This window comes from Sporosarcina sp. SAFN-015, assembly GCF_051966875.1.
In the GTDB taxonomy this organism is placed as follows: Bacteria; Bacillota; Bacilli; order Bacillales_A; family Planococcaceae; genus Sporosarcina.
Genome location: NZ_JBQCKP010000001.1, coordinates 402,061 through 423,952, shown reverse-complemented (window position 1 = coordinate 423,952; position 21,892 = coordinate 402,061). Strand labels below are relative to the sequence as shown.

Annotated in this window: 17 protein-coding genes; 13 read left to right on the top strand and 4 right to left on the bottom strand. The window is 47.9% G+C overall.

Annotated elements, in window-relative coordinates; genetic code table 11:
* Positions 1–131 precede the first annotated feature (131 nt).
* The 3 genes from ACTHPA_RS01905 to ACTHPA_RS01895 are packed head-to-tail and all read left to right on the top strand — an operon-like array spanning position 132 to position 3,091.
* Positions 132–1,874 (top strand): carbon starvation CstA family protein, encoded by a 1,743-nt coding sequence (locus tag ACTHPA_RS01905; protein WP_440498364.1) that lies wholly within the window; start codon positions 132–134, stop codon positions 1,872–1,874.
* An 18-nt stretch (positions 1,875–1,892) separates the two neighbouring features.
* A complete protein-coding gene (locus tag ACTHPA_RS01900) occupies positions 1,893–2,150 on the top strand; it encodes a cory-CC-star protein (RefSeq protein WP_440498363.1) in 258 nt (85 codons plus the stop codon).
* 14 nt (positions 2,151–2,164) lie between these two features.
* Positions 2,165–3,091, top strand: a complete 927-nt coding sequence (locus tag ACTHPA_RS01895; protein WP_440498362.1) for an ArsA family ATPase — start codon at positions 2,165–2,167, stop codon at positions 3,089–3,091.
* A gap of 58 nt (positions 3,092–3,149) precedes the next feature.
* On the opposite strand, the gene hutG is transcribed toward ACTHPA_RS01895, so the two are convergent.
* Positions 3,150–4,082 (bottom strand): formimidoylglutamase, encoded by a 933-nt coding sequence (gene hutG, locus ACTHPA_RS01890; protein ID WP_440498361.1) that lies wholly within the window; start codon positions 4,080–4,082, stop codon positions 3,150–3,152.
* A gap of 29 nt (positions 4,083–4,111) precedes the next feature.
* On the opposite strand from hutG, the gene ACTHPA_RS01885 reads away from it, so the two are divergent.
* Positions 4,112–5,599 (top strand): helix-turn-helix transcriptional regulator, encoded by a 1,488-nt coding sequence (locus ACTHPA_RS01885; protein WP_440498360.1) that lies wholly within the window; start codon positions 4,112–4,114, stop codon positions 5,597–5,599.
* A gap of 53 nt (positions 5,600–5,652) precedes the next feature.
* On the opposite strand, the gene ACTHPA_RS01880 is transcribed toward ACTHPA_RS01885, so the two are convergent.
* On the bottom strand, positions 5,653–6,228 hold the full coding sequence (locus ACTHPA_RS01880; RefSeq protein ID WP_440498359.1) for an ECF transporter S component: 576 nt from the start codon (positions 6,226–6,228) through the stop codon (positions 5,653–5,655).
* Between the two features lie 203 nt (positions 6,229–6,431).
* On the opposite strand from ACTHPA_RS01880, the gene ACTHPA_RS01875 reads away from it, so the two are divergent.
* From ACTHPA_RS01875 to ACTHPA_RS01855, 5 genes are all read left to right on the top strand, one after another.
* The gene (locus tag ACTHPA_RS01875) at positions 6,432–7,277 is read left to right on the top strand and encodes a pyridoxamine kinase (protein WP_440498358.1); all 846 of its coding nucleotides are present in this window, start codon (positions 6,432–6,434) and stop codon (positions 7,275–7,277) included.
* 196 nt (positions 7,278–7,473) lie between these two features.
* A complete protein-coding gene (gene hutU / locus ACTHPA_RS01870) occupies positions 7,474–9,138 on the top strand; it encodes a urocanate hydratase (protein WP_440498357.1) in 1,665 nt (554 codons plus the stop codon).
* Between the two features lie 5 nt (positions 9,139–9,143).
* Positions 9,144–10,397 carry an imidazolonepropionase gene (gene hutI, locus ACTHPA_RS01865; RefSeq protein WP_440498356.1) on the top strand — a complete coding sequence of 418 codons (1,254 nt, stop codon included), beginning with the start codon at positions 9,144–9,146 and terminating at the stop codon, positions 10,395–10,397.
* A gap of 89 nt (positions 10,398–10,486) precedes the next feature.
* The gene (locus ACTHPA_RS01860) at positions 10,487–11,806 is read left to right on the top strand and encodes a YjiH family protein (protein ID WP_440498355.1); all 1,320 of its coding nucleotides are present in this window, start codon (positions 10,487–10,489) and stop codon (positions 11,804–11,806) included.
* A 248-nt stretch (positions 11,807–12,054) separates the two neighbouring features.
* Positions 12,055–13,878 (top strand): tetratricopeptide repeat protein, encoded by a 1,824-nt coding sequence (locus ACTHPA_RS01855; protein ID WP_440498354.1) that lies wholly within the window; start codon positions 12,055–12,057, stop codon positions 13,876–13,878.
* Positions 13,879–14,030: 152 nt separating this feature from the next.
* On the opposite strand, the gene ACTHPA_RS01850 is transcribed toward ACTHPA_RS01855, so the two are convergent.
* Together ACTHPA_RS01850 and ACTHPA_RS01845 are read right to left on the bottom strand one after the other, a co-directional pair.
* Positions 14,031–14,828 carry a TIGR00266 family protein gene (locus ACTHPA_RS01850; protein ID WP_440498353.1) on the bottom strand — a complete coding sequence of 266 codons (798 nt, stop codon included), beginning with the start codon at positions 14,826–14,828 and terminating at the stop codon, positions 14,031–14,033.
* A gap of 61 nt (positions 14,829–14,889) precedes the next feature.
* Positions 14,890–15,765 (bottom strand): TetR/AcrR family transcriptional regulator, encoded by an 876-nt coding sequence (locus ACTHPA_RS01845; RefSeq protein ID WP_440498352.1) that lies wholly within the window; start codon positions 15,763–15,765, stop codon positions 14,890–14,892.
* A 197-nt stretch (positions 15,766–15,962) separates the two neighbouring features.
* Between ACTHPA_RS01845 and ACTHPA_RS01840 the strand changes: the two genes are divergently transcribed.
* The 4 genes from ACTHPA_RS01840 to ACTHPA_RS01825 all read left to right on the top strand — a co-directional run bounded on the left by ACTHPA_RS01840 (position 15,963) and on the right by ACTHPA_RS01825 (position 21,663).
* The gene (locus ACTHPA_RS01840; RefSeq protein WP_440498584.1) at positions 15,963–17,492 is read left to right on the top strand and encodes a DHA2 family efflux MFS transporter permease subunit; all 1,530 of its coding nucleotides are present in this window, start codon (positions 15,963–15,965) and stop codon (positions 17,490–17,492) included.
* A gap of 170 nt (positions 17,493–17,662) precedes the next feature.
* Entirely contained in the window at positions 17,663–19,141 is a 1,479-nt protein-coding gene (locus tag ACTHPA_RS01835) for an aldehyde dehydrogenase family protein (RefSeq protein ID WP_440498351.1), read from the top strand.
* A gap of 136 nt (positions 19,142–19,277) precedes the next feature.
* Positions 19,278–20,444, top strand: coding sequence for a saccharopine dehydrogenase C-terminal domain-containing protein (locus ACTHPA_RS01830; protein ID WP_440498350.1), 1,167 nt, complete (start codon positions 19,278–19,280; stop codon positions 20,442–20,444).
* Between the two features lie 28 nt (positions 20,445–20,472).
* The gene (locus tag ACTHPA_RS01825) at positions 20,473–21,663 is read left to right on the top strand and encodes an acyl-CoA dehydrogenase family protein (RefSeq protein WP_440498349.1); all 1,191 of its coding nucleotides are present in this window, start codon (positions 20,473–20,475) and stop codon (positions 21,661–21,663) included.
* The last annotated feature ends 229 nt before the right edge of the window (positions 21,664–21,892 follow it).

The following is a 21,892-nucleotide window of genomic DNA, read 5'->3' as shown; positions in this document are numbered from 1 at the left end:
CAATCTTTTTGGAATGGTCATAAGCAGTTGTCCCTGACAATAGATTGTACTAGCTGATAATAAGGGAAATACCTTCGTTTTGAGCTACTCGGAACGAAGTGCAAATAGAAACGGAATGGAGGAAAGGGAAATTGAGTGCAATTGTAGTTGCAGTGGCAGGGATGATTGTTTTTGCGTTGGGATACCGGTTTTATTCAAAATTTGTCGCTGAAAAGATCTTCAGGTTAGATCCGAATTATGTGACGCCAGCGCATCGGTACAAAGATGGGGTCGACTTTGTGCCGACGAATAAGTTTGTCCTATGGGGGCATCATTTCACATCAGTCGCAGGTGCAGCTCCGATACTGGGGCCTGCAATCGCCGTCTATTGGGGCTGGTTGCCGGCTTTGCTATGGGTCGTTCTCGGAACTGTATTCGCTGCTGGTGTCCATGACTTCGGAACTTTGGTGTTATCCGTTCGCCATAAAGGCCAATCGGTTGGTACGTTAGCGAACCGCCTCATTGGACAACGGGCAAAAATTCTGTTCTTGTTCATTATCCTCATTTTAGTGTTGATGGTGAATGCGGTATTTGCTTGGGTCATCTCTAATTTGTTCATTAAATTCCCAGCAAGCGTTTTACCGGTTTTCATTCAAATTCCTCTGGCGATTTGGATTGGCACTGTCGTTTATAAGCGGCAGAAAAAGATGCTTGTTCCTTCGCTCATCGCTTTGGCTGTTATGTATATTGCAGCAGTTGTCTCCAGTAAAGTGGGATTCTTGCAGATTGATCTTGTGAAGTACATGGGCGGGGCGGAAGGAGCCGGTCTGTTCGGACTTGGTGCTGTATCAACGGCCTTCTTCATTTGGATTGTCATTTTGATGGTGTATGTCTATTTCGCTTCCACACTGCCGGTTTGGCGACTGTTGCAGCCGCGTGATTTCATCAACTCACACCAATTGGTAGTCGGACTTGGCATTCTCTACTTAGGCTTGCTTTTCGCAAATCCTACGATCACGGCTCCAATGACGAATGCAACATCTGACGTATCATGGTTCCCGCTTCTGTTCATTACAATTGCATGCGGAGCGATATCAGGTTTCCACGGACTCGTTTCGTCAGGAACTTCATCGAAGCAGTTGAATAAAGAGACGGATGCCCGATTTGTCGGCTATCTTGGAGCAGTCGGCGAAGGTATTTTAGCACTTGTCTCTATTATTGCGGTCATCACCTTCTTCCCGAACAAAGATGCATTCCTCGCAACCTACAGCAGCTTCGGTGCGGCAAATGGCTCCGGCCTGACTGTTTTCGTACAAGGGGCCAGTAAATTGGCGACAAGTTTGTATATACCGGCTGATGTGGCAACGACGATTGTATCGATTATAGTCATTAGCTTCGCAGCAACAACATTGGATACTTCGGTCCGGTTAATGCGATACATCATTGCGGAATTGGGCATGGAATACAACATGCCGAAGCTTTCAAAGAAACATGTGGCGACATCGGTTGCGGTTTTATCAAGTGCCGCGCTTGTGCTTTTGCCAGAAGGGCCGAATGGATTCGGATCGGGCGGATATTTGCTCTGGCCTTTGTTCGGAACGGCGAACCAGTTGTTGGCAGGCATCAGCTTGCTGCTGATTGCGGTTTGGCTCAAGCGGCTTGGCAGGAACTATCTTGTGGCCATCATTCCGATGATCTTCCTGCTTTTCATGACACTGTTGGCGATGTTTAAGCAAGTGGTCTATGAATGGTCATGGTTCGGGTCAAGCTCGAACTGGCTGCTCTTCATCTTCGGCGCAATCATTTTCGTCTTTGCGGTTTGGATCATATTGACTGCATTCTCCGCCTTGTCCGGCAAAAATAATCAGCACATATCAACGGACTTGGAAGAGTAGTAGGGGGAGAGAGTTACTATGATTGATTCCCTGAAAAAGCTGATTTCGTACTACGAAGAAGTCATTAGTTTGCCACACCGCCGGGAAATTGCTTCAGAATTGAGGGATGAGGAGGATCTCTTTTTCCTCCTCCTTTATTCCGAAATGATCGGCATTCCGAATCCGGCGTATTATTACACATTGGAACTCTATCCGCATATGATTGAAAAATTCCACGAATGGCATTTGCGCATGGGCATGGAGAAGTCTCCGATGCTTGGCATCCGCTGTTGCTGAAATGAGGGGAAACGATGGACGTATTGACGAAACAAATCATTTTTGTTGGCGGAAAGGGCGGAGTAGGCAAATCGACAACAGCCGCGGCCATTGCACACCGCTTATCCGCATCCGGGAACCGCACACTTTTAGTATCAACGGATCCAGCCCATAATGTCGGTGATATATTTGGCCGGATGATCGGCGGCAAACCGGTGGAGGTGGCGGATCGGTTAGTGGCACTGGAAATCGATCCACAGCTTGAGACGGAACGGTATATTGCTGGGGTGAAGGACAATATTAAGGGCGTCGTCCATTCCAGTATGATGGAGGAAGTGCATCGCCAGTTGGACACGGCAAAAGCATCGCCAGGAGCGGACGAGGCGGCCCTTTTCGATAAACTGATCACGATTATTTTGGAGGAACGCGAGCATTTTGACAAAATTGTGTTTGACACTGCGCCAACTGGTCATACAATCCGTTTGCTGTCGCTTCCTGACCTAATGGGTGTGTGGATTCATGGCTTATTGGAAAAACGAAAAAAGGCGAATGTTAATTACTCGCGTCTGCTTAATGACGGTGAACCGGTGGAAGATCCGATTTTTGAAGTGTTATCAGTGAGGCAGCAACGCTTTACCCGAGTCCGTGAACTATTAATGGATCAGCAGACGACAGGTTTTATTTTCGTTTTGAACCCGGAGCGGCTGCCAATTTTGGAAACGGAAAAAGCGATCCAATTGTTGAACCGGCATTCACTTCAAGTGAAGTCAATTGTCGTCAATAAGATGCTCCCTGCACAGGTCGAAGGTGAGTTTTGGAATGAACGGAAAGAGCATGAGCGGAAATATGTAGAGCTGATAGAGAGGACGTTCAAGAACCAAGACATCCTTTATGTCCCTCTTTTTCAGAGAGATATTACTAGCTTTGAGGACTTGGCTCAGTTTAGTGAACAATTAGCGTAGGAAAAGAAGGCAATCTTAGTGGGGAATTAACCTAAGATTGCCTTTTTGCTTAACGAAATTAATTTTTCATGAACCCCGCAATCGCTTCATTCACAAAATAAGCGCCGAGCTTCACGGTTTTTCCATTTTCGTCCAGTGCAGGATTTACTTCACAAATGTCGAAGGAATGCGTCTTCGTATGCCCTGCGACCTTTCGGATAATCGCGCGCACGGTCGACGGCTCAATACCGAACGGGGAAGGCGCGCTTACACCAGGGGCAAACGCCGCGTTCAAGACGTCAGTACATAATGTCAACATCACAGCATCATGCTTGTCCATGAAGGCATCCAATAAATCCATCAGGTTCTCGAGCTGGCCGGGTATCATTTCATCCTCATGCACGTATGTTACGCCAAGCAGTTCTGCGCGGTCAAACAGTTCCTGCGTATTCCCGTACCGCTGGATGCCCGCGACGAAATAGCTCGCATTCTCATCACTCTCCAAAATCTGCCTGAACATTGTGCCTGAAGAAGACTGTTCGTCGTATGGTCGCAGATCGAAATGAGCATCGATGTTGACGATGCCGAGAGAGGCGTCCGGACCTAAAAATTCACGCACGCCGAGATAATGGCCGTACAGCGTTTCATGCCCGCCTCCGAGAATGATCGGCGTTGCACCGTTTGAAAGGAGCATTCCTACCGTTTTTCCGAGTTCTTGCTGGGCCGTTTCCAATTCTTCGCCTGTACAAGCAACATTGCCGACATCGAATAGCCGAGCAGTTTCCCCGAACCTCCACGGCAGATTTGCTAGCCCAGTGCGCAATGCATCCGGTGCTTTAGCAGCACCGAGCCGCCCTTTATTCCGCCGGACGCCTTCCTCGCATTCAAATCCTATGATTACGCATCCGTCCTTCGCCGTCTGCAAATCTACCGCTTCGACAATCTGATGATAACGAAAAGCCGTGCGATTTACGGCATCATCGATCCTTCCTGTCCAAATGGATTCATTCATAACCCTCATCCCTTCCCAAAGAAGACTTCTTGCCTTCAGTATATAGCTGGATTATGATTATTCCAACTATCGATTGGGAAGAAGGCGAAATTATGAACATCCAACTGCTCATCAAAGACCCTCTCGAAGCGCAAGGGCTCAAATGGCTGCTCACCTCCCAGTGGACCGACATGGAAGTGGAGATTGCAAGGAAGGCGGAAGGGCTAGCCGACACATATCTCTACATCATCGACATGGATACCATCCTGCAGGATGAAATTGAGCTGCCCCCGCAAGCCATCTGGCTCGCCATCTCATCGGAAAGAACATTCCAAACCGTCTACAAAGCGCTCTCTCTGAAAGCGGAAGACATCCTTTTCAGACCGTTTCCGCCCGAGCGGCTCCTTAAACAAGTCCAGCAAATCCGCTTCAGGTGGCGCAACGAACAGGCGCAGCTCAAAAACCCTGTCCGGCAGAAGGAAGGCCGCGTCATCTATGAAAACCTTCTCCTCGGGGATGCGCGTACAGAACACCCAGTGCTTTTGAGTTTAATCGCGCCATCGCGGCCAGAAGATCTCGACCATCTTGTCCGCGAACTTGAATTGCATGATTTTCCGACGGCTTATGACATTTTTCCGTTTTCAGATTTTGTGTTAGTCGTCCATAAATTGCAAAATCTTCATGTTCTCCAAGAAGCATACTCGATGTTTTTCGCACAATGGAAGCGCCAGTCGGATGCGCTGTTGACGATTTATTTATATACAGCTGAAATCGGAGAGGGCTACCGGGTGCTGTATAAAAAGATGCGCCGTTTTCACGAGAAGATTTTCTATGACGGCTACGATATCGTGACAATAGAAAAAGAGGATCTCCATTGGAGGGATATGGATCCTTTCCTGTCACCGCTTGAGCAGCGGAAGTGGGTGGAGATGCTCGAGAAACAGCAGGTGTCGGAAATCCGAGATTGGATGGAGCAGGATTTTCTCACACTTGAATCACCATTCCCAGACCCCGAAATGGTCCGTGTGCGGTTGACAAGCATACTGGCGCAAATCCGCCGGTACATGACTGCGAAATCATTGAAGTCGCAACCGGTGGAGCAGGCTTACCATTCCCTCTTCGAAACGGTCATCCGCGAGCCGGTTATGTACCATATCATACAATCTTTCATCGGGTTCATCGTGGAATTGCTTCAGTCTTCCGTCGGCCGATCGAATCAGGTAGGCAGCTTAGTCGACAAAGTTCGGGAAAGGATTGCAGCAAATTATTGGGATGCTTCCTGGAGCTTGGCGGCATGCGCGGACGAGCTGAAGCTTCACAAAAGCACGTTGAGCCGCAAGTTTGCGAAGGAGGCGGGGCAGCCTTTCAGTGAAGCATTGCTGAAAATGCGGATAGAGGAAGCAAAGCGTTTATTGACAGAGACTGACTTGCCCGTTGCAGAAGTTTCACGGTCTGCCGGGTTTACGCATTCCACGTATTTCAGTCGGCGGTTCAAAGAGGAGACGGGCATGACGCCCTATCAATTTAGAATGAGATAGAGATATAAAAAAAGCAGTGAGGAATGAGATAGATTTTCCTCACTGCATATTATTTAAAATTTCTTCCGGAAAAACGGTGTCTTTTTCAAAGTGAGGCAAAGCGGTATGGCAATAAGCAGACCGACGACGCTTTGAATGAGGTCACCCGGTATGGATGCAAGTGGTGCCACCCAGTTGTTGTACATAATTCCTTGCCCGATGTAGTAGACTGCAAGCATGACAGGCGTCGAAGCAACGGCAGCCCAGATGTTGAGGTTGACGTTATCACCCCGGTGACCTTTCGACCAAGCGATTTTCCCGACGATATAGCCCTGCAAGGCGCGAGCGACGATGGTCGTTGGCGCCCAAATGGCCCAACCGCCAAAGATATCAAACAAGCCCATTCCGATGGCTCCTGCAAGTGCTCCCTTTTTCGGTCCAAATAAAATGGCGACGATAAACAGCATCGCTGTTCCTAGGTGAATCAAACCGCCTTGCCCAAATGGAAGTTTTATATTGATCATCGTTGCGATAAGTACAAATGCCGACAAAATAGCGGTAAGCACTAAATCGAAAGTTTTCGTACGCGTTTGGCGTTGTATAATTACTAAATTAGTATCCGGTTGTTTTTTACGCTGTATGATTTGCATTTGCGAATCCACTTCCTCACTTCATGGAATTTTGAGTACTTTCATTTTACTGGAGATCTGACCATCACAAAAGTGCCAGTTCGATGAAAGTAATAGGGGTCAGTTGAGTGAGGCAGAAATTGTCGGTCTCTGTATTCTTGCTTTTCCCTTCTTGTGGTACGATGGAGGAAATGCTAGTACCGACGAGGTAGGTGGGAAGTGTAATGAGAAAAGTTGCGGTGATCCAAGATATGTCATCCTTCGGAAAATGCTCGCTTACAGCGGCCATCCCGGTCTTATCCGTCATGGGAGTGCAAGCAGTGCCGCTGCCGACTGCCATTTTGACGTCACAGACAGAGTATCCGAGCTATTATTGTGAGGATTTGACGTCGAAGATGCATCATTTTATAGACGAGTGGAGCAAGTTGGGCGCTGCTTTTGACGGTATTCATACGGGGTTCGTGACAGGAAAAGAGCAGATTGAAAATATTTTTTCGTTTTTAGATACGTTTTACAAAGAAGAGACAACGTTGCTTGTCGACCCTGTCATGGGCGATCGGGGAGAGATGTATGAGGCTTTGTCAGGTGAGCTGATTGATTATATGAAAGAGCTGGCGAGGCGCGCGGATATTATCACGCCGAACGTTACGGAGTGCTGTCTACTGACGGGAGTGCCGTTTGAAAAGCTGCAAAGTTATCGGGCGAACGAAGATTATTTATCCGCGATTGAGGAGGCGGGCCGACAGTTGCAGTCAATGACCGGCGCGAAAGTCATCGTTACCGGCTTAAATCCGCCAGCCATATCGGAAACAAGACAAGTTGGCAATATGTATATCGACGATTTCCGAACGTTTCACAGTCTTCAGGAATATAACGGTATGAGCTATTCGGGGACAGGTGATTTATTTGCATCGGTCATCATGGGCGGAATGATGCGCGGCCAAGACGTTGCAGAGACAATGGAGCTTGCAGAGAAGTTTTTATCTTCCGCAATCGAAGCGACCGTGAAGGAACGAATTATAAGCCAGGACGGCGTGAATTTTGAAACATTTTTAGGGATGTTGCTTTAAAAGGGTGAACTGTTTCTTGATGCAGTCAAGGAATGGTTCGCTCTTTTATTTGGTAGCAACAGGAGTTATATTCATCAAAATTATTCAAAAGTTTATTATTTATTAGTCAATAAAGTGTAATATTATTATCATTTCATAAACAATTATCTGAAACTTCCCTATAGAATGATAGTAACGAAAGGGAGGTTGTTATAAAATGAAAGCGGATACAGTGGAGAAGGTCGTTCAATATACAGGTACAGAATTGAATACGAAGGGGTGGCAGCAGGAGGCGGCACTTCGGATGCTCATGAACAATTTGCATCCTGACGTAGCGGAGCATCCTGAGAAGCTCGTCGTTTATGGGGGAATTGGGAAGGCGGCGCGTAACTGGGAAAGCTTTGACGCCATCGTTCGTTCTTTGAAGGAACTTGAAAATGATGAAACATTATTGATTCAATCGGGTAAACCGGTTGCAATTTTCAAATCACATACAGATGCACCTCGCGTATTGATTGCCAATTCGAATATTGTCCCGGCTTACGCCAATTGGGACACATTCCATGAGCTCGACAAGAAGGGCTTGATGATGTATGGGCAAATGACAGCGGGCAGCTGGATTTATATCGGATCGCAAGGAATTGTGCAAGGGACGTATGAAACATTTGCGGAGCTTGCAAAGCAACATTTCGGGGATTCGTTGAAAGGGACGATCACATTGACGGCTGGCCTCGGCGGCATGGGCGGTGCGCAGCCATTGGCAGTTACGATGGCGGGTGGCGTGTGCATCGGCATCGAAGTCGATGAAACACGGATCGATCGCCGTATTGAAACACGTTATACGGATGTAAAAACGGACTCCTTGGATGAAGCGATTCGTCTGGCGGAAGAGGCGAAGGCGGAAGGGAAGGCGCTGTCGATCGGTCTTCTAGGGAATGCGGCGGATTTATTGCCAGAAATGATTGCACGTGGATTCAATCCGGATGTATTGACAGATCAGACATCTGCGCATGACCCACTGAATGGTTATATTCCATCCGGCATGTCGCTTGAGGAAGCTGCGGATCTTCGCGCTACAAATCCGGATGAGTACGTGAAACGGTCGAAAGCTTCCATGGCGAAGCATGTCGCGGCAATGATCGAGATGATGGATAAAGGCGCCATCACATTCGACTACGGAAACAACATCCGTCAAGTGGCGAAGGATGAAGGCGTTGAACGGGCATTTGAATTCCCGGGATTCGTTCCAGCGTATATCCGTCCGCAATTCTGCGAAGGGAAAGGACCTTTCCGCTGGGTGGCGCTTTCGGGAGACCCGGAAGATATCCGGAAGACGGACGAAGTCATCTTGCGTGAATTCAGCTATAATACACATCTTTGCAATTGGATCAGAATGGCGCAGGAGAAAATCCAATTCCAAGGGCTTCCTTCACGGATTTGCTGGTTAGGATACGGCGAGCGTGCGCGTTTTGGAAAAATCATCAATGATATGGTCGCAAGCGGTGAATTGAGTGCGCCGATCGTCATCGGACGCGATCACCTCGATTCAGGTTCAGTTGCATCTCCTAACCGTGAGACGGAAGCGATGAAGGATGGCTCGGATGTTGTTTCTGACTGGCCGATCTTAAATGCAATGATCAATGCGGTCGGCGGGGCGACTTGGGTATCTGTCCATCATGGCGGCGGCGTCGGGATGGGGTATTCACAGCATGCGGGCATGGTTATTGTCGCGGACGGAACGAAGGAAGCGGAAGCGCGTCTTGAGCGTGTGTTGACTTCGGATCCTGGAATGGGCATCGCTCGTCACGTCGACGCGGGCTATGATCTCGCTATTCAGACAGCGAAGGAAAAAGGGGTTAACATCCCGATGATGGAAGGATGAGATTCTTGAAACCAATTTGGATCAAACATGCAGCACAACTTGCGACAATCGCGGGCAAAAACGAGCCGCGTAAGCGTAAGGAAATGTCTGACCTAGGTATTATCGAAGACGGCAGTGTTTGGATTGAAAATGGCGTCATTGCAGCAATTGGGGCGACTGAGGAATTGGAGCGCGAGTACGGAGACCGGGCTTCAGAAGCGGACATCATTGATGCGACAGGACGACTCGTGACGCCTGGCCTCGTCGATCCGCATACGCATGTTGCTTATGGCGGAAGCCGCGAACGGGAATTCGAAATGCGTCTCGAAGGTGCGACGTATATGGAAATCATGAATGCGGGAGGCGGCATTCATGCGACGACACGAATGACGCGTGAAGCGACGGAAGATGAACTCGTGGAGCAGACGTTGCGCAGATTGGATTCATTCCTGAAGCATGGTGTGACGACAGTTGAAGGGAAAAGCGGTTATGGGCTCGATCTTGAAACGGAGCTGAAGCAGCTTCGGGCGATGAAGCGGTTGAATGACATCCATCCGATCGACCTTGTGCCGACATTCATGGGTGCGCATGCCGTCCCGCAAGAATATAAAGGCAATGAAGATGAATATATTGATAGCATTATTAATGACATGCTTCCTGTCGTGGCAGAAGAGAAGCTTGCAGTTTTCAACGATGTGTTCTGCGAAGTGGGCGTGTTTACCCCCGAGCAGTCCGAACGCATTTTGGAGGCGGGGAAGAAGTTTGGGTTGATTCCGAAAATCCATGCTGACGAAATTGAGTCATACGGAGGGGCGGAGCTTGCGGCGAAAGTCGGTGCCATATCGGCGGAGCATCTATTAAAGGCATCTGACGAAGGCATCAAACAGATGGCGGAAGCAGGCGTGATCGCTTGTTTATTGCCGGCAACTGCTTTGTACTTACGTGAGGAAGCTGCCAAGGGACGTCAAATGGTCGATGAAGGCGTAGCTGTCGCTATTTCGACGGACTGCAATCCAGGCTCGTCACCGACGACTTCAATGCCTCTCGTCATGAACTTGGCGTGCATTTCGATGCGTTTGACGCCTGCCGAAGCGCTTGTCGCGGCAACGATGAATGCAGCTTGCGCGATCAAGATGGAGGACAAAGTCGGGTCGCTCGAAGTCGGGAAGCAAGGGGATGTCGTCATATGGAACATCTCGAACTATCAGGAGCTTCAATATTTATTTGGCGTGAATCACGTCGATAAGGTTTGGAAAAAGGGAGAACAGGTCGTAGGGTAATGCTTTGCCGTGAATGAACAGATAGGGGCTTCATTCACGGTTTTCTTTCAATTGAAGTTATTGGAACATTAGGAGAAGGGGGAAAGTTTATGGCGCAAGTAGGGGAGAAAGTGAAAGCGCAATCAAATCCTGGCATGTGGAAGTTTTTTGTCTTTAGCGCAATCGGGGCATTCATGTTTTTCGTTCCGGTCACAATCGGCGGAAAGAATTCGATCATGCTGGATCATATTGTCACGTGGATTCAAACGTATGGCAGCGGGGCGCTGCCGTATTATGCGTTGCTCGTCATTTTAGCCGGTGCGGTCTATCCGTTCGTTTCAGGTACTTGGAAAAAATCGACCGTCAATATGGTTTTTTCGTTTTTTAAAGTAATCGGCTTGGTTGTCGGAATCATGCTTGTCTTCAATGTAGGACCTGGATGGCTTTTTGATCCAAGCATGGGGCCGTTCCTGTTGAATAAACTCGTTATACCTGTCGGGTTGTTAGTCCCGATCGGTGCAGTGTTTTTAGCTTTATTAGTCGGATACGGCCTATTGGAATTCATCGGCGTTCTCGTGCAGCCGATCATGCGCCCGATTTGGAAGACGCCGGGAAGGTCTGCAATCGATGCCGTCGCTTCATTTGTCGGTTCGTATTCGTTAGGACTGTTAATTACAAACCGTGTATATAAAGAAGGGAAATATACGGCGAAGGAAGCCGCTATCATCGCGACGGGATTCTCAACGGTTTCTGCGACTTTCATGGTTGTCGTTGCGAAGACGCTCGACTTAATGAGCATGTGGAATTTGTATTTCTGGGTGACGTTACTTGTCACGTTTATCGTCACGGCAATTACGGTGCATTTATGGCCGTTGCGTTCGATTAAAAATGAGTATTATGAAGGGTCGACGCCGCAGCCTGAAGTGAAACCGGAAGGGAAGCGCATCGCGACTGCGTGGGAAGAAGCAATGGAGACGGTTTCGAAAGCGCCGACGCTCGGACAAAATATCGTAATGAATGTTAAAGACGGACTCCTCATGGCAATGGCAATCCTGCCATCGATTTTATCCATCGGACTGTTAGGCCTTGTGTTGGCAGAGTTTACGCCTGTATTTGATTGGATCGGATATATTTTCTATCCGTTCACATGGGCATTGCAGCTGCCAGAGCCGATGTTAGTCGCAAAAGCGAGTGCGCTCGGTATCGCGGAGATGTTCTTGCCAGCATTGCTCGTTGTGGAATCGGCATTAGTCGTCAAGTTCGTCATCGCAGTCGTATCGGTTTCGTCGATCATCTTCTTCTCGGCGGTTGTGCCGTGTATCGTTTCGACGGAAATTCCTATTTCCATTCCGCAACTCATTGCAATTTGGGTGCAACGTGTCATTTTGACAATCATCATCGTGACGCCAATCGCGTATTTATTGCTATAGTTTGTGTGGAAACACCCGGGGGAGCCCTGGGTGTTTTTCTTATCGGTCATTTCCGGAGGTTTATCGGTCAGTTGGAACAAGTTATCGGTCACTTCTGAGAAGTTATCGTTCAGTTGGGGCGAGTTATCGATCGATTTCACAAAGTTATCGTCATTTCAGGACTTTCGACCCCTACAGAAGTAGAGCAAAGCGACAGCCACTCACCGTATTTGTTATGATGAAGGAAAGCATCAATAGGGGGTTGTATGATGATTGGCAGAAATGATCCTTGTACATGCGGAAGCGGGAAGAAATATAAGAAATGCTGTGGAAAGAAGGGTCCTGATTTAGTCGGTCTGCTTGTGAATGAAGAGCTGGATCAAATCCTTGGCAATTTCTTTGAGCTCTATCCAAAAGGGGAAGACCGGAAAGAGATGATCCGGATAATGCGGGAGTGGCTTCTTCGTCTTTCGGACAGCTGGACGAAGGACGATATTGAAGAGGCAGCAGGTGAATTTTATTTATTCGTATATAATCCGACAGGCTGGCATGAATACATAGAGGAGCAGATAAGGATAGCGAAGCGTGAAGCGGTCGTTTCAGTTTTGAAGGCGTGGGACGAGCCGTTTATGCTGCTCGCGGAAGTGGTTGGCGCAGAAACGAGCATGCTGAAAGTCCGTCAGCTGTTCACTGGAGAAGAATATTATGTCACCCGCAATGAAGGAATGCCGGTCGATGAAGGGACATTACTGTTCGGGGCGGTGCTGCGTGATCCGAGAAAAAGGGAAGACGCAATCGCGCCTGTTTCTTCGATGATGTTCCTCGCAAAGTGGAGCAAGCAGACGAAGCGGTCGTTGATGGAATTGCGCGAAGCTAATGAAGGGAAGACGTTGGAGGAATTTGTGCGTGCACATGCGCTCGATATTTATGAGCTTTTCATTAAACGGAGCCTAGCTTCACTGAATGAATTGGTTGAGGAAGTACTCGTCCCTTCGCAATTGGATGCATTGAAAGCGTTGGAAGTGGCGTTGCGCGAACTCGGACAAGACACGGATACAAGGGAAATTATGCATAAATTAGCGGTCGCGTACTTCATGAATATTCAGCAGGAGATTCCGTCGGTGAATGATTTTGTCTCGGCAGCCGTTTGGACGGGGGCGAAACACGGCGTCGTAAGAAATCTTAAAGATAGCGAGGAGGAAATTGCGTCCCGATACGAAGCATCTCTTGAAGGGATGAAACCGTTTGTGGATGATTTATCCTCTCTATATGAAGAAATGATGGGCAGCTTCGACGAACCGATGGCGAATGTTGTATTCGATATCGGAACGGATCCGCGGCCGACAGAAAAAGGACTTTGGGAAACGGCGATGACGACGGCTGGTGTCGTTGAGCCGGAACGGAAGCCTGATGTCGATGAAGGAAGGGCGCAAATGCTAGCGTATGAAGCGTATGCGGCGGAAAGCGAAGAGGAACGGCGGGACCTCGCTGAGAGAGCGTCAGCAATTTCATCCGAGCTTCCGGATGCGCTATTGCTTGAGGCGGAAGTAGAAGGCGATGTGAAGAATGCGTCCGCTCTATACGAAAAGGCAATTCGCAATGCAAGCAAGATGTTCGAGCCGGGTGAAAATCCGTGGATGAACCTCCCAAACCGGCCATTCATGCGTGCGGCTTTCGCGTATGGCGTCCATTTGTTCAAACAAAGAGAATTTGACGAAGCGGCAGATGTATTCAAGGATCTTGTCCGAATGAACCCGACGGATAATCAAGGTGCACGTTTTGAAGCGGTTGCTTGTTTGATTCATGCCGAGCGATTTAACGAAGCTGCTGAACTGATGGTTCGCTATGAAAAAGGTTCGCAAAATGATGCGACGTATTTATATCTTGACTGGAAATTGGAGCATGAAGCATCTGGCGGGAAATCGGAAGATGCTAGAGAAATGCTTGATAAAGCGGCGAAAGCGAATGGCCATGTCATGCATTTGATGACGTTCAAGGCGAAAACGATCGATTATCCGAAACAGATGAATATCCACCCGGGAAGTGAAGAGGAAGCGCGTTATATATGGCTGTTGTTGAATGGCGCAAATTAAGGTAATATGTCCGTTTATGCGCGAATAACGGCATTTATGAGCGATATGGGCGGTTTATGTTTCAATTTGGGGATTTATGCGTGATTTTACAACTTTATGAGTGGTTCGAGCATGAAAAAACCGGGACGCCGAGGCGTTCCGGTTTTACTTTCTTATTTTCCACCAAGCATATTGAACAATCCGCCTGCGATGCTTCCTTCGTCACGTGAACCGCCGCCTGGAGTTTGCGGTGCTGCTGCAAAGACGCGGCTTGCAAGTCTTGAGAACGGCAATGATTGGATCCATACTTTTCCCGGACCTTTCAATGTTGCGAAGAATAATCCCTCGCCGCCGAATAAAGCGGTTTTTACGCCTTTTACCATTTCAATATTGTAGTCGACGTCCTGTGTCATGGCGACGAGACATCCCGTATCGACGCGTAATGTTTCACCTGGAGAAAGAGTCTTCTCAATAATTGTTCCGCCGGCATGTACGAAAGCCATGCCATCCCCTTCAAGTTTCTGCATAATGAAGCCTTCGCCGCCGAAAAAGCCTACGCCGACTTTCCTTTGGAATTCAACCCCTACGGAAACGCCTTTTGCGGCTGCTAAAAATGCATCTTTCTGGCAGATGATCTTGCCGTTATATTCACTTAAATCCATCGGAATGATTTTGCCGGGATACGGAGCTGCGAAGGAAGCGTGCTTTTTACCTGAACCTTCATTCGTGAACGTCGTCATGAAGAGACTTTCCCCAGTTAATAGACGTTTGCCGGCCCCCATTAATTTGCCCATAATTCCACCGCCTGAGCTGCCTGAGCCGTCTCCGAAAATCGTCTCCATTTCAATTCCGTCCTCCATCATCATTAAGGAACCGGCCTCAGCGACGACTGTTTCGCCTGGATCGAGTTCGACCTCTACAAATTGCATATCGTCTCCGTACAGTTTGAAATCGATTTCGTGGTTGTTCATAAATAGCCTCCTCCAATTTAGTTGCTGATTAATTGTACGGCGGACGTCTTCAAAAGTTTCATTACTTTGTATTAATTGAATCGATATATTTCCATAGAAGATATAAGACTTCGTTCACACGATCAGCAAGCTTCGTGCCGTTGCCAGCTTCTCGGAATGAACGGCTGACAGCTTCCAAAAGGTACACCCTTGGTTTATCGGATTGCAATTCCGTTAATAGGAAGGTTGTATATTCCAAACTGCTGTCATCCAGCTCGGGCTCCTTTTTCAGTGCGAGAAGTTCGTCTTGAATTTTTACTTTCAGTTCTTTGGAAGAGAGCCTTAAAGGTGTAATCATATGATTTTCAAGTAAGACATCGTTCTGTTCAATCAAGTCGGACATAAGGGCGTCCATCCTCCGAAACGTGAAGTGGACAAGTTTTCCAATGTCCGGTTCCTTGGAGGAGCCAACTTTCCAAAAATGGTTCAGTTGTTGGATCATCCCAAGGGTCATGACCGAGCAGTCGAAAGCGTGGGGCTCCGCTTCCTTGCCATAAACATCGATGAGCCGACTGGCAATCCATTTCAACTCGTCAAGATGGTACCCCTTCACGAAATTACGGAGCTCTTCATCATTGGAATAGAAAACTGCCTCGTAAATCGGAAGTAAATTTAACTCGCGGTTTACTTGCATCCTGACGAGGATTTGCTCTGCCAATATGTCTTTATCTTTTTTATTCCGCCCGGCGAGAAGTTCGCGTCTCCGAATGACAGACTCGTTATGTGCAACTTCCAATATGGCCATGAGACACTCGTTTTTGGAAGTGAAATAATTATAAAATGTCCCTTTGGAGATTTTCGCCTCTTCTAGGATGTCTTGGATGGAAGTGGATGTGAATCCCTTCTCAATAAACAGCTTTTTCGCAGTCAACATGACTTGGTGTTTACGGTCATTCATCTATATCACCCTATATCATTATTTAATATTGGACTGTAAGTACAAATTTATTTTATCAAACAAAGAGCTGATATAACAGTGTTTAAAACTTTTTTTGTATGAAAACGTTTTCCTTCGTTGCGTATTTTGAACTAAGAGTATAAAATGTTTAATTGTGTATGGGAGATTAGAAATTGAATGGAGGAATTCTATTGGAAATGGATATAAAGAAAATGCACGAAAAGCCTCCTTATGGAATGATAGCGATTTTATTCTTCGGGGCGTTCGTCGCGATTTTAAACAATACATTATTGAATATTGCCTTGCCTTCTATTATGAATGAGTTTGCGGTGAAGCCGTCTGCGGTTCAATGGCTGACGACTGGTTATATGCTCGTGAACGGCATCATGATTCCGGCAAGTGCTTTCTTTGTCCAAAAGTTTACGAACCGTAGACTATTTTTAACGGCGATGACGTTATTTACGATTGGAACGGCTTTAGCCATCTTTGCGCCGACGTTCGGTCTGCTCGTTGCGTCGCGTATGATTCAAGCATCGGGTTCCGCATTGATGATGCCGTTATTAATGAACGTTATGCTTGTCGCGTTTCCGATTGAGAAAAGAGGATCGGCGATGGGGATGTTCGGGCTTGTCATGTTTACGGCGCCTGCAATCGGGCCGACATTGTCGGGTTGGATTGTCGAACATTATTCATGGCGTACACTTTTTGAAATCGTGTTGCCGTTTGCGATTGTTACGATCCTCTTTGCGCTTTGGAAGTTGAAAGATATTACGCCGAATACGTCTGTGAAACTAGATGTTTTCTCCCTCGCTTTGTCGAGCATCGGTTTCGGCGGTCTGCTGTATGGATTCAGCTCAGCGGGAGATAAAGGATGGGGCGCTCCTGTTGTTTACGGAACAATTGCAATTGGAGCGATCTCACTAATTGTCTTCATCCTTCGGCAATTACGTATGGAAGAACCTATGTTGGATTTTAGAATTTATAAGTACCCGATGTTTGCACTTGCATCGGTCATTTCGATTGTTTTGTCAGTAGCGATGTTCTCAGGGATGATCCTTACGCCGCTTTACGTTCAGGAAGTTCGAGGGATTTCGCCGTTTGAAGCAGGAATTTTGATGCTTCCTGGTGCGGTGCTCATGGGAATCATGTCGCCGATTACTGGCCGCTTGTTCGATAAATATGGTGCTCGAATCCTTGCGATCGTTGGACTGCTCATTACGGTTGTTACGACGTTTTATTTGAGCAAACTTGAATTGCATTCAGGATATTACTATTTGATGGCGCTTTATACAATCCGGATGTTCGGGATGTCCATGGTCATGATGCCGATTATGACAAACGGTTTGAATCAGTTACCGATGAAATCAAACCCGCACGGAACAGCGATGAATAATACGTTGCAACAAGTTTCCGGCGCGATCGGTTCGGCGATTCTGCTTACAATTATGACGAAGCGGATGGAAAAATCGGGGGAATCCCTATTTAAAGATGCAGCGGCAAGCGGAAACATACCTACGGATAAAGGCGGAATGGCGGCATTGGAGCATGAAATCGGCTTGAAGGCGATGCTGGACGGCATCAATTATTCCTTCTTCGTTGCTACCATTATTGCTGTTGTTGCCCTGATTCTCACATTGTTCATTAAAAGAGTACTACCTCCGAAATATGAAGACATGAATCCACCGACTGCGGAAAGTTCAATTGAAACGAAGACTGTAAAAGAATAAAAAAGGTGTAGACAACTCGTCTACGCTTTTTTTCATATTTTAAAAGCTTAGTTTTAGTGGATTTTTCCATATTTAATTTTAATAAAAGAAGGAATTCGGAAGGATAATGTCGAAATAGATAGACTGTAAGCGGTTTCAAAAAGTACGTGTTGGAAAGGGGAAATGAGGACATGCAATTAAACAACTTTATCGGAGGTTCCTGGCAAGATAGCGGGGGTGCGAAATATACGGCTGTCACGAATCCGGCAAATGGAGAAGAGCTGGCGCAAGTGCGTTTATCGACGAGTGAAGACGTGGATCTGGCTGTGAAGGCGGCGAAGGAAGCGCAAAAGAAGTGGGCGCTTGTACCGGCTCCGAAACGGGCGGATTACTTATATGCAATCGGCAATCTTATGAAGGAACGAAAAGAGCATTTGGCTCAAGTATTGACACGTGAAATGGGGAAAGTGATCGAAGAAGGCCGCGGCGAAGTGCAGGAAGGGATTGACATGGCTTTCTATATGGCGGGAGAAGGTCGGAGGCTGTTTGGGGAAACAGTTCCTTCTGAGCTGCAGGATAAATTCGCGATGAGCGTCCGTGCACCGATCGGGGTTGTCGGATTGATCACGCCTTGGAACTTCCCGGTGGCAATTGCGACGTGGAAGTCATTCCCGGCAATTGTCGCGGGGAATACATTCGTTTGGAAGCCAGCTACGGAAACACCGATGATGGCGTATGAAATGGCGAAAATCTTTGAAGAAGTAGGGCTTCCGGCAGGCGTTGCCAACATCGTTTTCGGCTCGGGGTCTGAAGTCGGGACGGCAATGATCGAGCATCCGGATGTCCGTGTCATTTCATTCACGGGATCGACGGAAACGGGCCGTCACGTAGCTGAAACAGGCGGGCGTCATTTGAAGAAAGTGTCGCTTGAAATGGGTGGAAAGAACGCGGTCATCGTCATGGATGATGCGGATATCGACTTGGCAGTGGAAGGGATCCTTTGGAGTGCATTTGGAACGGCGGGCCAACGATGCACCGCATGCAGCCGGGTCATCGTGCATAAAGATGTAAAGGAAGAGTTGGAAACGAAATTATTGGCGTCGATGAAGCATTTGACAATCGGGGACGGGTTGGACGAGTCTGTGAAAATCGGACCGGTTATCAACGGAAAGGCATTGGAGAAAATCCAAAGTTATGTTGAAATCGGGAAAGAGGAAGGCGCGAAACTGTTGGCAGGGGGAAGTGTGCGGACAGATGGCGACTTTGAGAAAGGTCATTACTTCGAGCCGACTTTATTCACAGACGTGAAATGGGATAGCCGATTGGCGCAGGAGGAAATCTTCGGCCCGGTCGTGTCGCTCATTGAAGTCGAAAGCTTGGACGAGGCGATTGAAGTGAACAACAGCGTCGTTTATGGCTTGTCCAGCTCCATCTTCTCGCAGGATGTGAATAAAGTATTCCGGGCTCAACGGGATCTTGATACGGGAATCGTTTATGTGAACGCTGGAACGACGGGAGCGGAAATCCATCTTCCATTCGGGGGGACGAAGGGAACTGGCAATGGACACCGCGATTCAGGTGTTGCTGCGCTTGACGTATTCACAGAGTGGAAGAGCATTTACGTCGATTTCAGTGGAAAACTGCAACGGGCACAAATCGACACGGACTAAAGTGCAACTTCAATCAGTGACGTTTTTCCACTGATTGTTAGTTGAACCAATCGGGCAATTACTGGCTGTTGCCCCCTAGCAGGGGGGCTTACAGCCAGTTAATGCGGGATAATCTTGGGTAAAAGGGGATGTTCATATGAAAGTGGTTGTACTTGGAGCAGGTTTAATGGGGAAAGAGGCAGTACGCGATCTAGTGAAAAGTGATGACGTGACAAAAGTGTATTTGGCGGACTTGCATCTAAGAGCGGCTGAAGATTTTGCAGAGCAGCTCATGTCCGACAAATTGGATCTGTTGCAGCTAGATGCGACGAATGACCTTCAGCTGCAGGAAGTGATGGCACTTGGGGATGTCGTCATCAATGCGCTGTTCTATACATTCAATGAAAAGGTTGCGAAAACTGCTGTTGATATCGGCGTCCATTCCATCGACCTTGGCGGACATATCGGCGGTGCGACTGATGCAGTATTGGAGTTGGCAGAAAAAGCTGAAGCGAAAGGCGTAACGATCATTCCGGATCTTGGAGTGGCGCCGGGAATGATCAATATTTTGTCAGGCTACGGGGCGAGCAAACTTGATAAGGTGGAAAGCATCAAGCTTTACGTAGGAGGGATACCTGTAAAGCCGGAGCCTCCGCTTAATTACAACGTAGTGTTCTCGTTGGAAGGGGTATTCGACCATTATACTGACCCGTCCCACGTAATTCGTGATGGACAGCTGCTGGAGGTTCCATCATTATCCGAAGTGGAAACGATCCATTTCGATGAATTCGGTGAACTCGAGGCATTCCATACATCAGGCGGCACATCTACATTGACGAAGACATTCCCGAACGTCCAAACATTGGAATATAAGACGATCCGTTATAAAGGACACGCCGAAAAGTTCCAACTGCTTGTCGATCTCGGCCTGTTGTCGCGCGACAATAAAGTAACAGTCGGCGATAAGCAAGTGAAAGTCCGTGATGTCATGCGCGAACAGCTTTCCCCGCAATTGCGACTGGGCGACAAGTCTGATGCCGTCCTTCTTCGAGTCATTGTGAGCGGCGAAGCGCACGGAATGCCAGCGACGTATGAATATAACTTAGTGACGAAAAAGGATCTGTCGGTGAATGAAACGGCGATGGCTCGGGCGACAGCAAATACAATCTCAATCGTCGCTCAAATGATTGGTAACGGGACAATTACGAAACGCGGTGTTCATCCGCCGGAAAAAATCGTTCCTGGGGCTGAATACATTGAAGAGATGAAAAAACGCGGAGTTGTCATTGAAGAAACAGTAAAAACACAGGAAGCACACGTGTAATAGCTAGTTAGGGAAAGGGGTTGGGGAAGTGGATTTTATGTTCACAGAAGAACAGCAAATGCTGCGCAAGACGGCACGCCAATTCGTAGATGAGGAGATCATGCCTCATATCCAGCGATGGGACGCAGAGGGCGGATTCGATCCGGCCATTTGGAAAAAGCTCGCGGACTTAGGGTTCATGGGTGTCTGCGTTCCTGAACAATACGGCGGCAGCGGGATGGATTATAACTCGCTCGCCATTCTTTGCGAGGAACTGGAACGCGGGGATACGGCATTCCGGACGGCGGTTTCTGTCCATATCGGCTTGAATTCCATGACGCTCATGCAATGGGGGACGGAAGAGCAGAAGCAGAAATATTTGGTTCCACAAGCGAAAGGCGAGAAAATCGGTGCATTCGGATTGACAGAACCTGGTGCGGGCTCTGATGTTGCAGCGATGGCAACAACTGCAGTGCGCGATGGGGATGAATATGTCATTAACGGACAAAAGACTTGGATTTCTCTTTGCGACGTTGCGGACCATTTCCTTGTGTTTGCTTACACGGATAAATCGAAGAAGCACCATGGCATCAGTGCGTTCATCGTCGAGCGAACGACGCCTGGCTTTTCATCAAAAGCGATCAAAGGGAAATACGGCATCCGTGCGGGCAATACGGGCGAATTGTTTTTCGAAGATATGCGCATCCCTGCAGAAAACTTGTTAGGCCAGGAAGGCGAAGGCTTTAAAATCGCGATGTCTGCGCTCGATAACGGTCGTTTCACCGTGGCGGCAGGCGCAGTCGGCTTGATAATGGGTTGCATCGAAGAAAGCGTAAAGTATTGCCACGAACGCGAAACGTTCGGCAAGCCGATCGGCAAGCACCAGCTCGTCCAGCAAATGCTCGCCAATATGGAAGCGGGATACCAAATGAGCCGCCTCCTCGTCTACCGAGCGGGTGAGTTGAAGAATAAAGGATTGCGTAACACGCGCGAAACATCCCTTGCTAAGTGGCAAGCATGCGATTTTGCCAATAAAGCTGCAGATGACGCTTTCCAAATCCACGGCGCGTACGGCTATTCGGATGAATATCCGGTCGCACGCTTCCTGCGTAACTCGAAAGCGCCGGTCATCTACGAAGGAACACGTGAAATCCATACGATCATGCAAGCGGAATATGTATTAGGCTACCGTGAAGATAAAAAGTTAAGCCATATGCTGCCGGAATGGCCGTTTGATTAATAAGGTAATGGGAAACGCCAAGAGCCATTGAGCTCTTGGCGTTTTTCGTAGGGAGGCGGATTTCGAGATTTATGAGCGGATTTCGAGATTTATGAGCGGATTTCGAGATTTATGAGCGGATTTCGAGATTTATGAGCGGTTTTCGAGATTTATGAGCGGTTTTCAGGATTTATGAGCGGATTTCGAGATTTATGAGCGGTTATCGAGATTTATGAGCGGTTATCGAGAT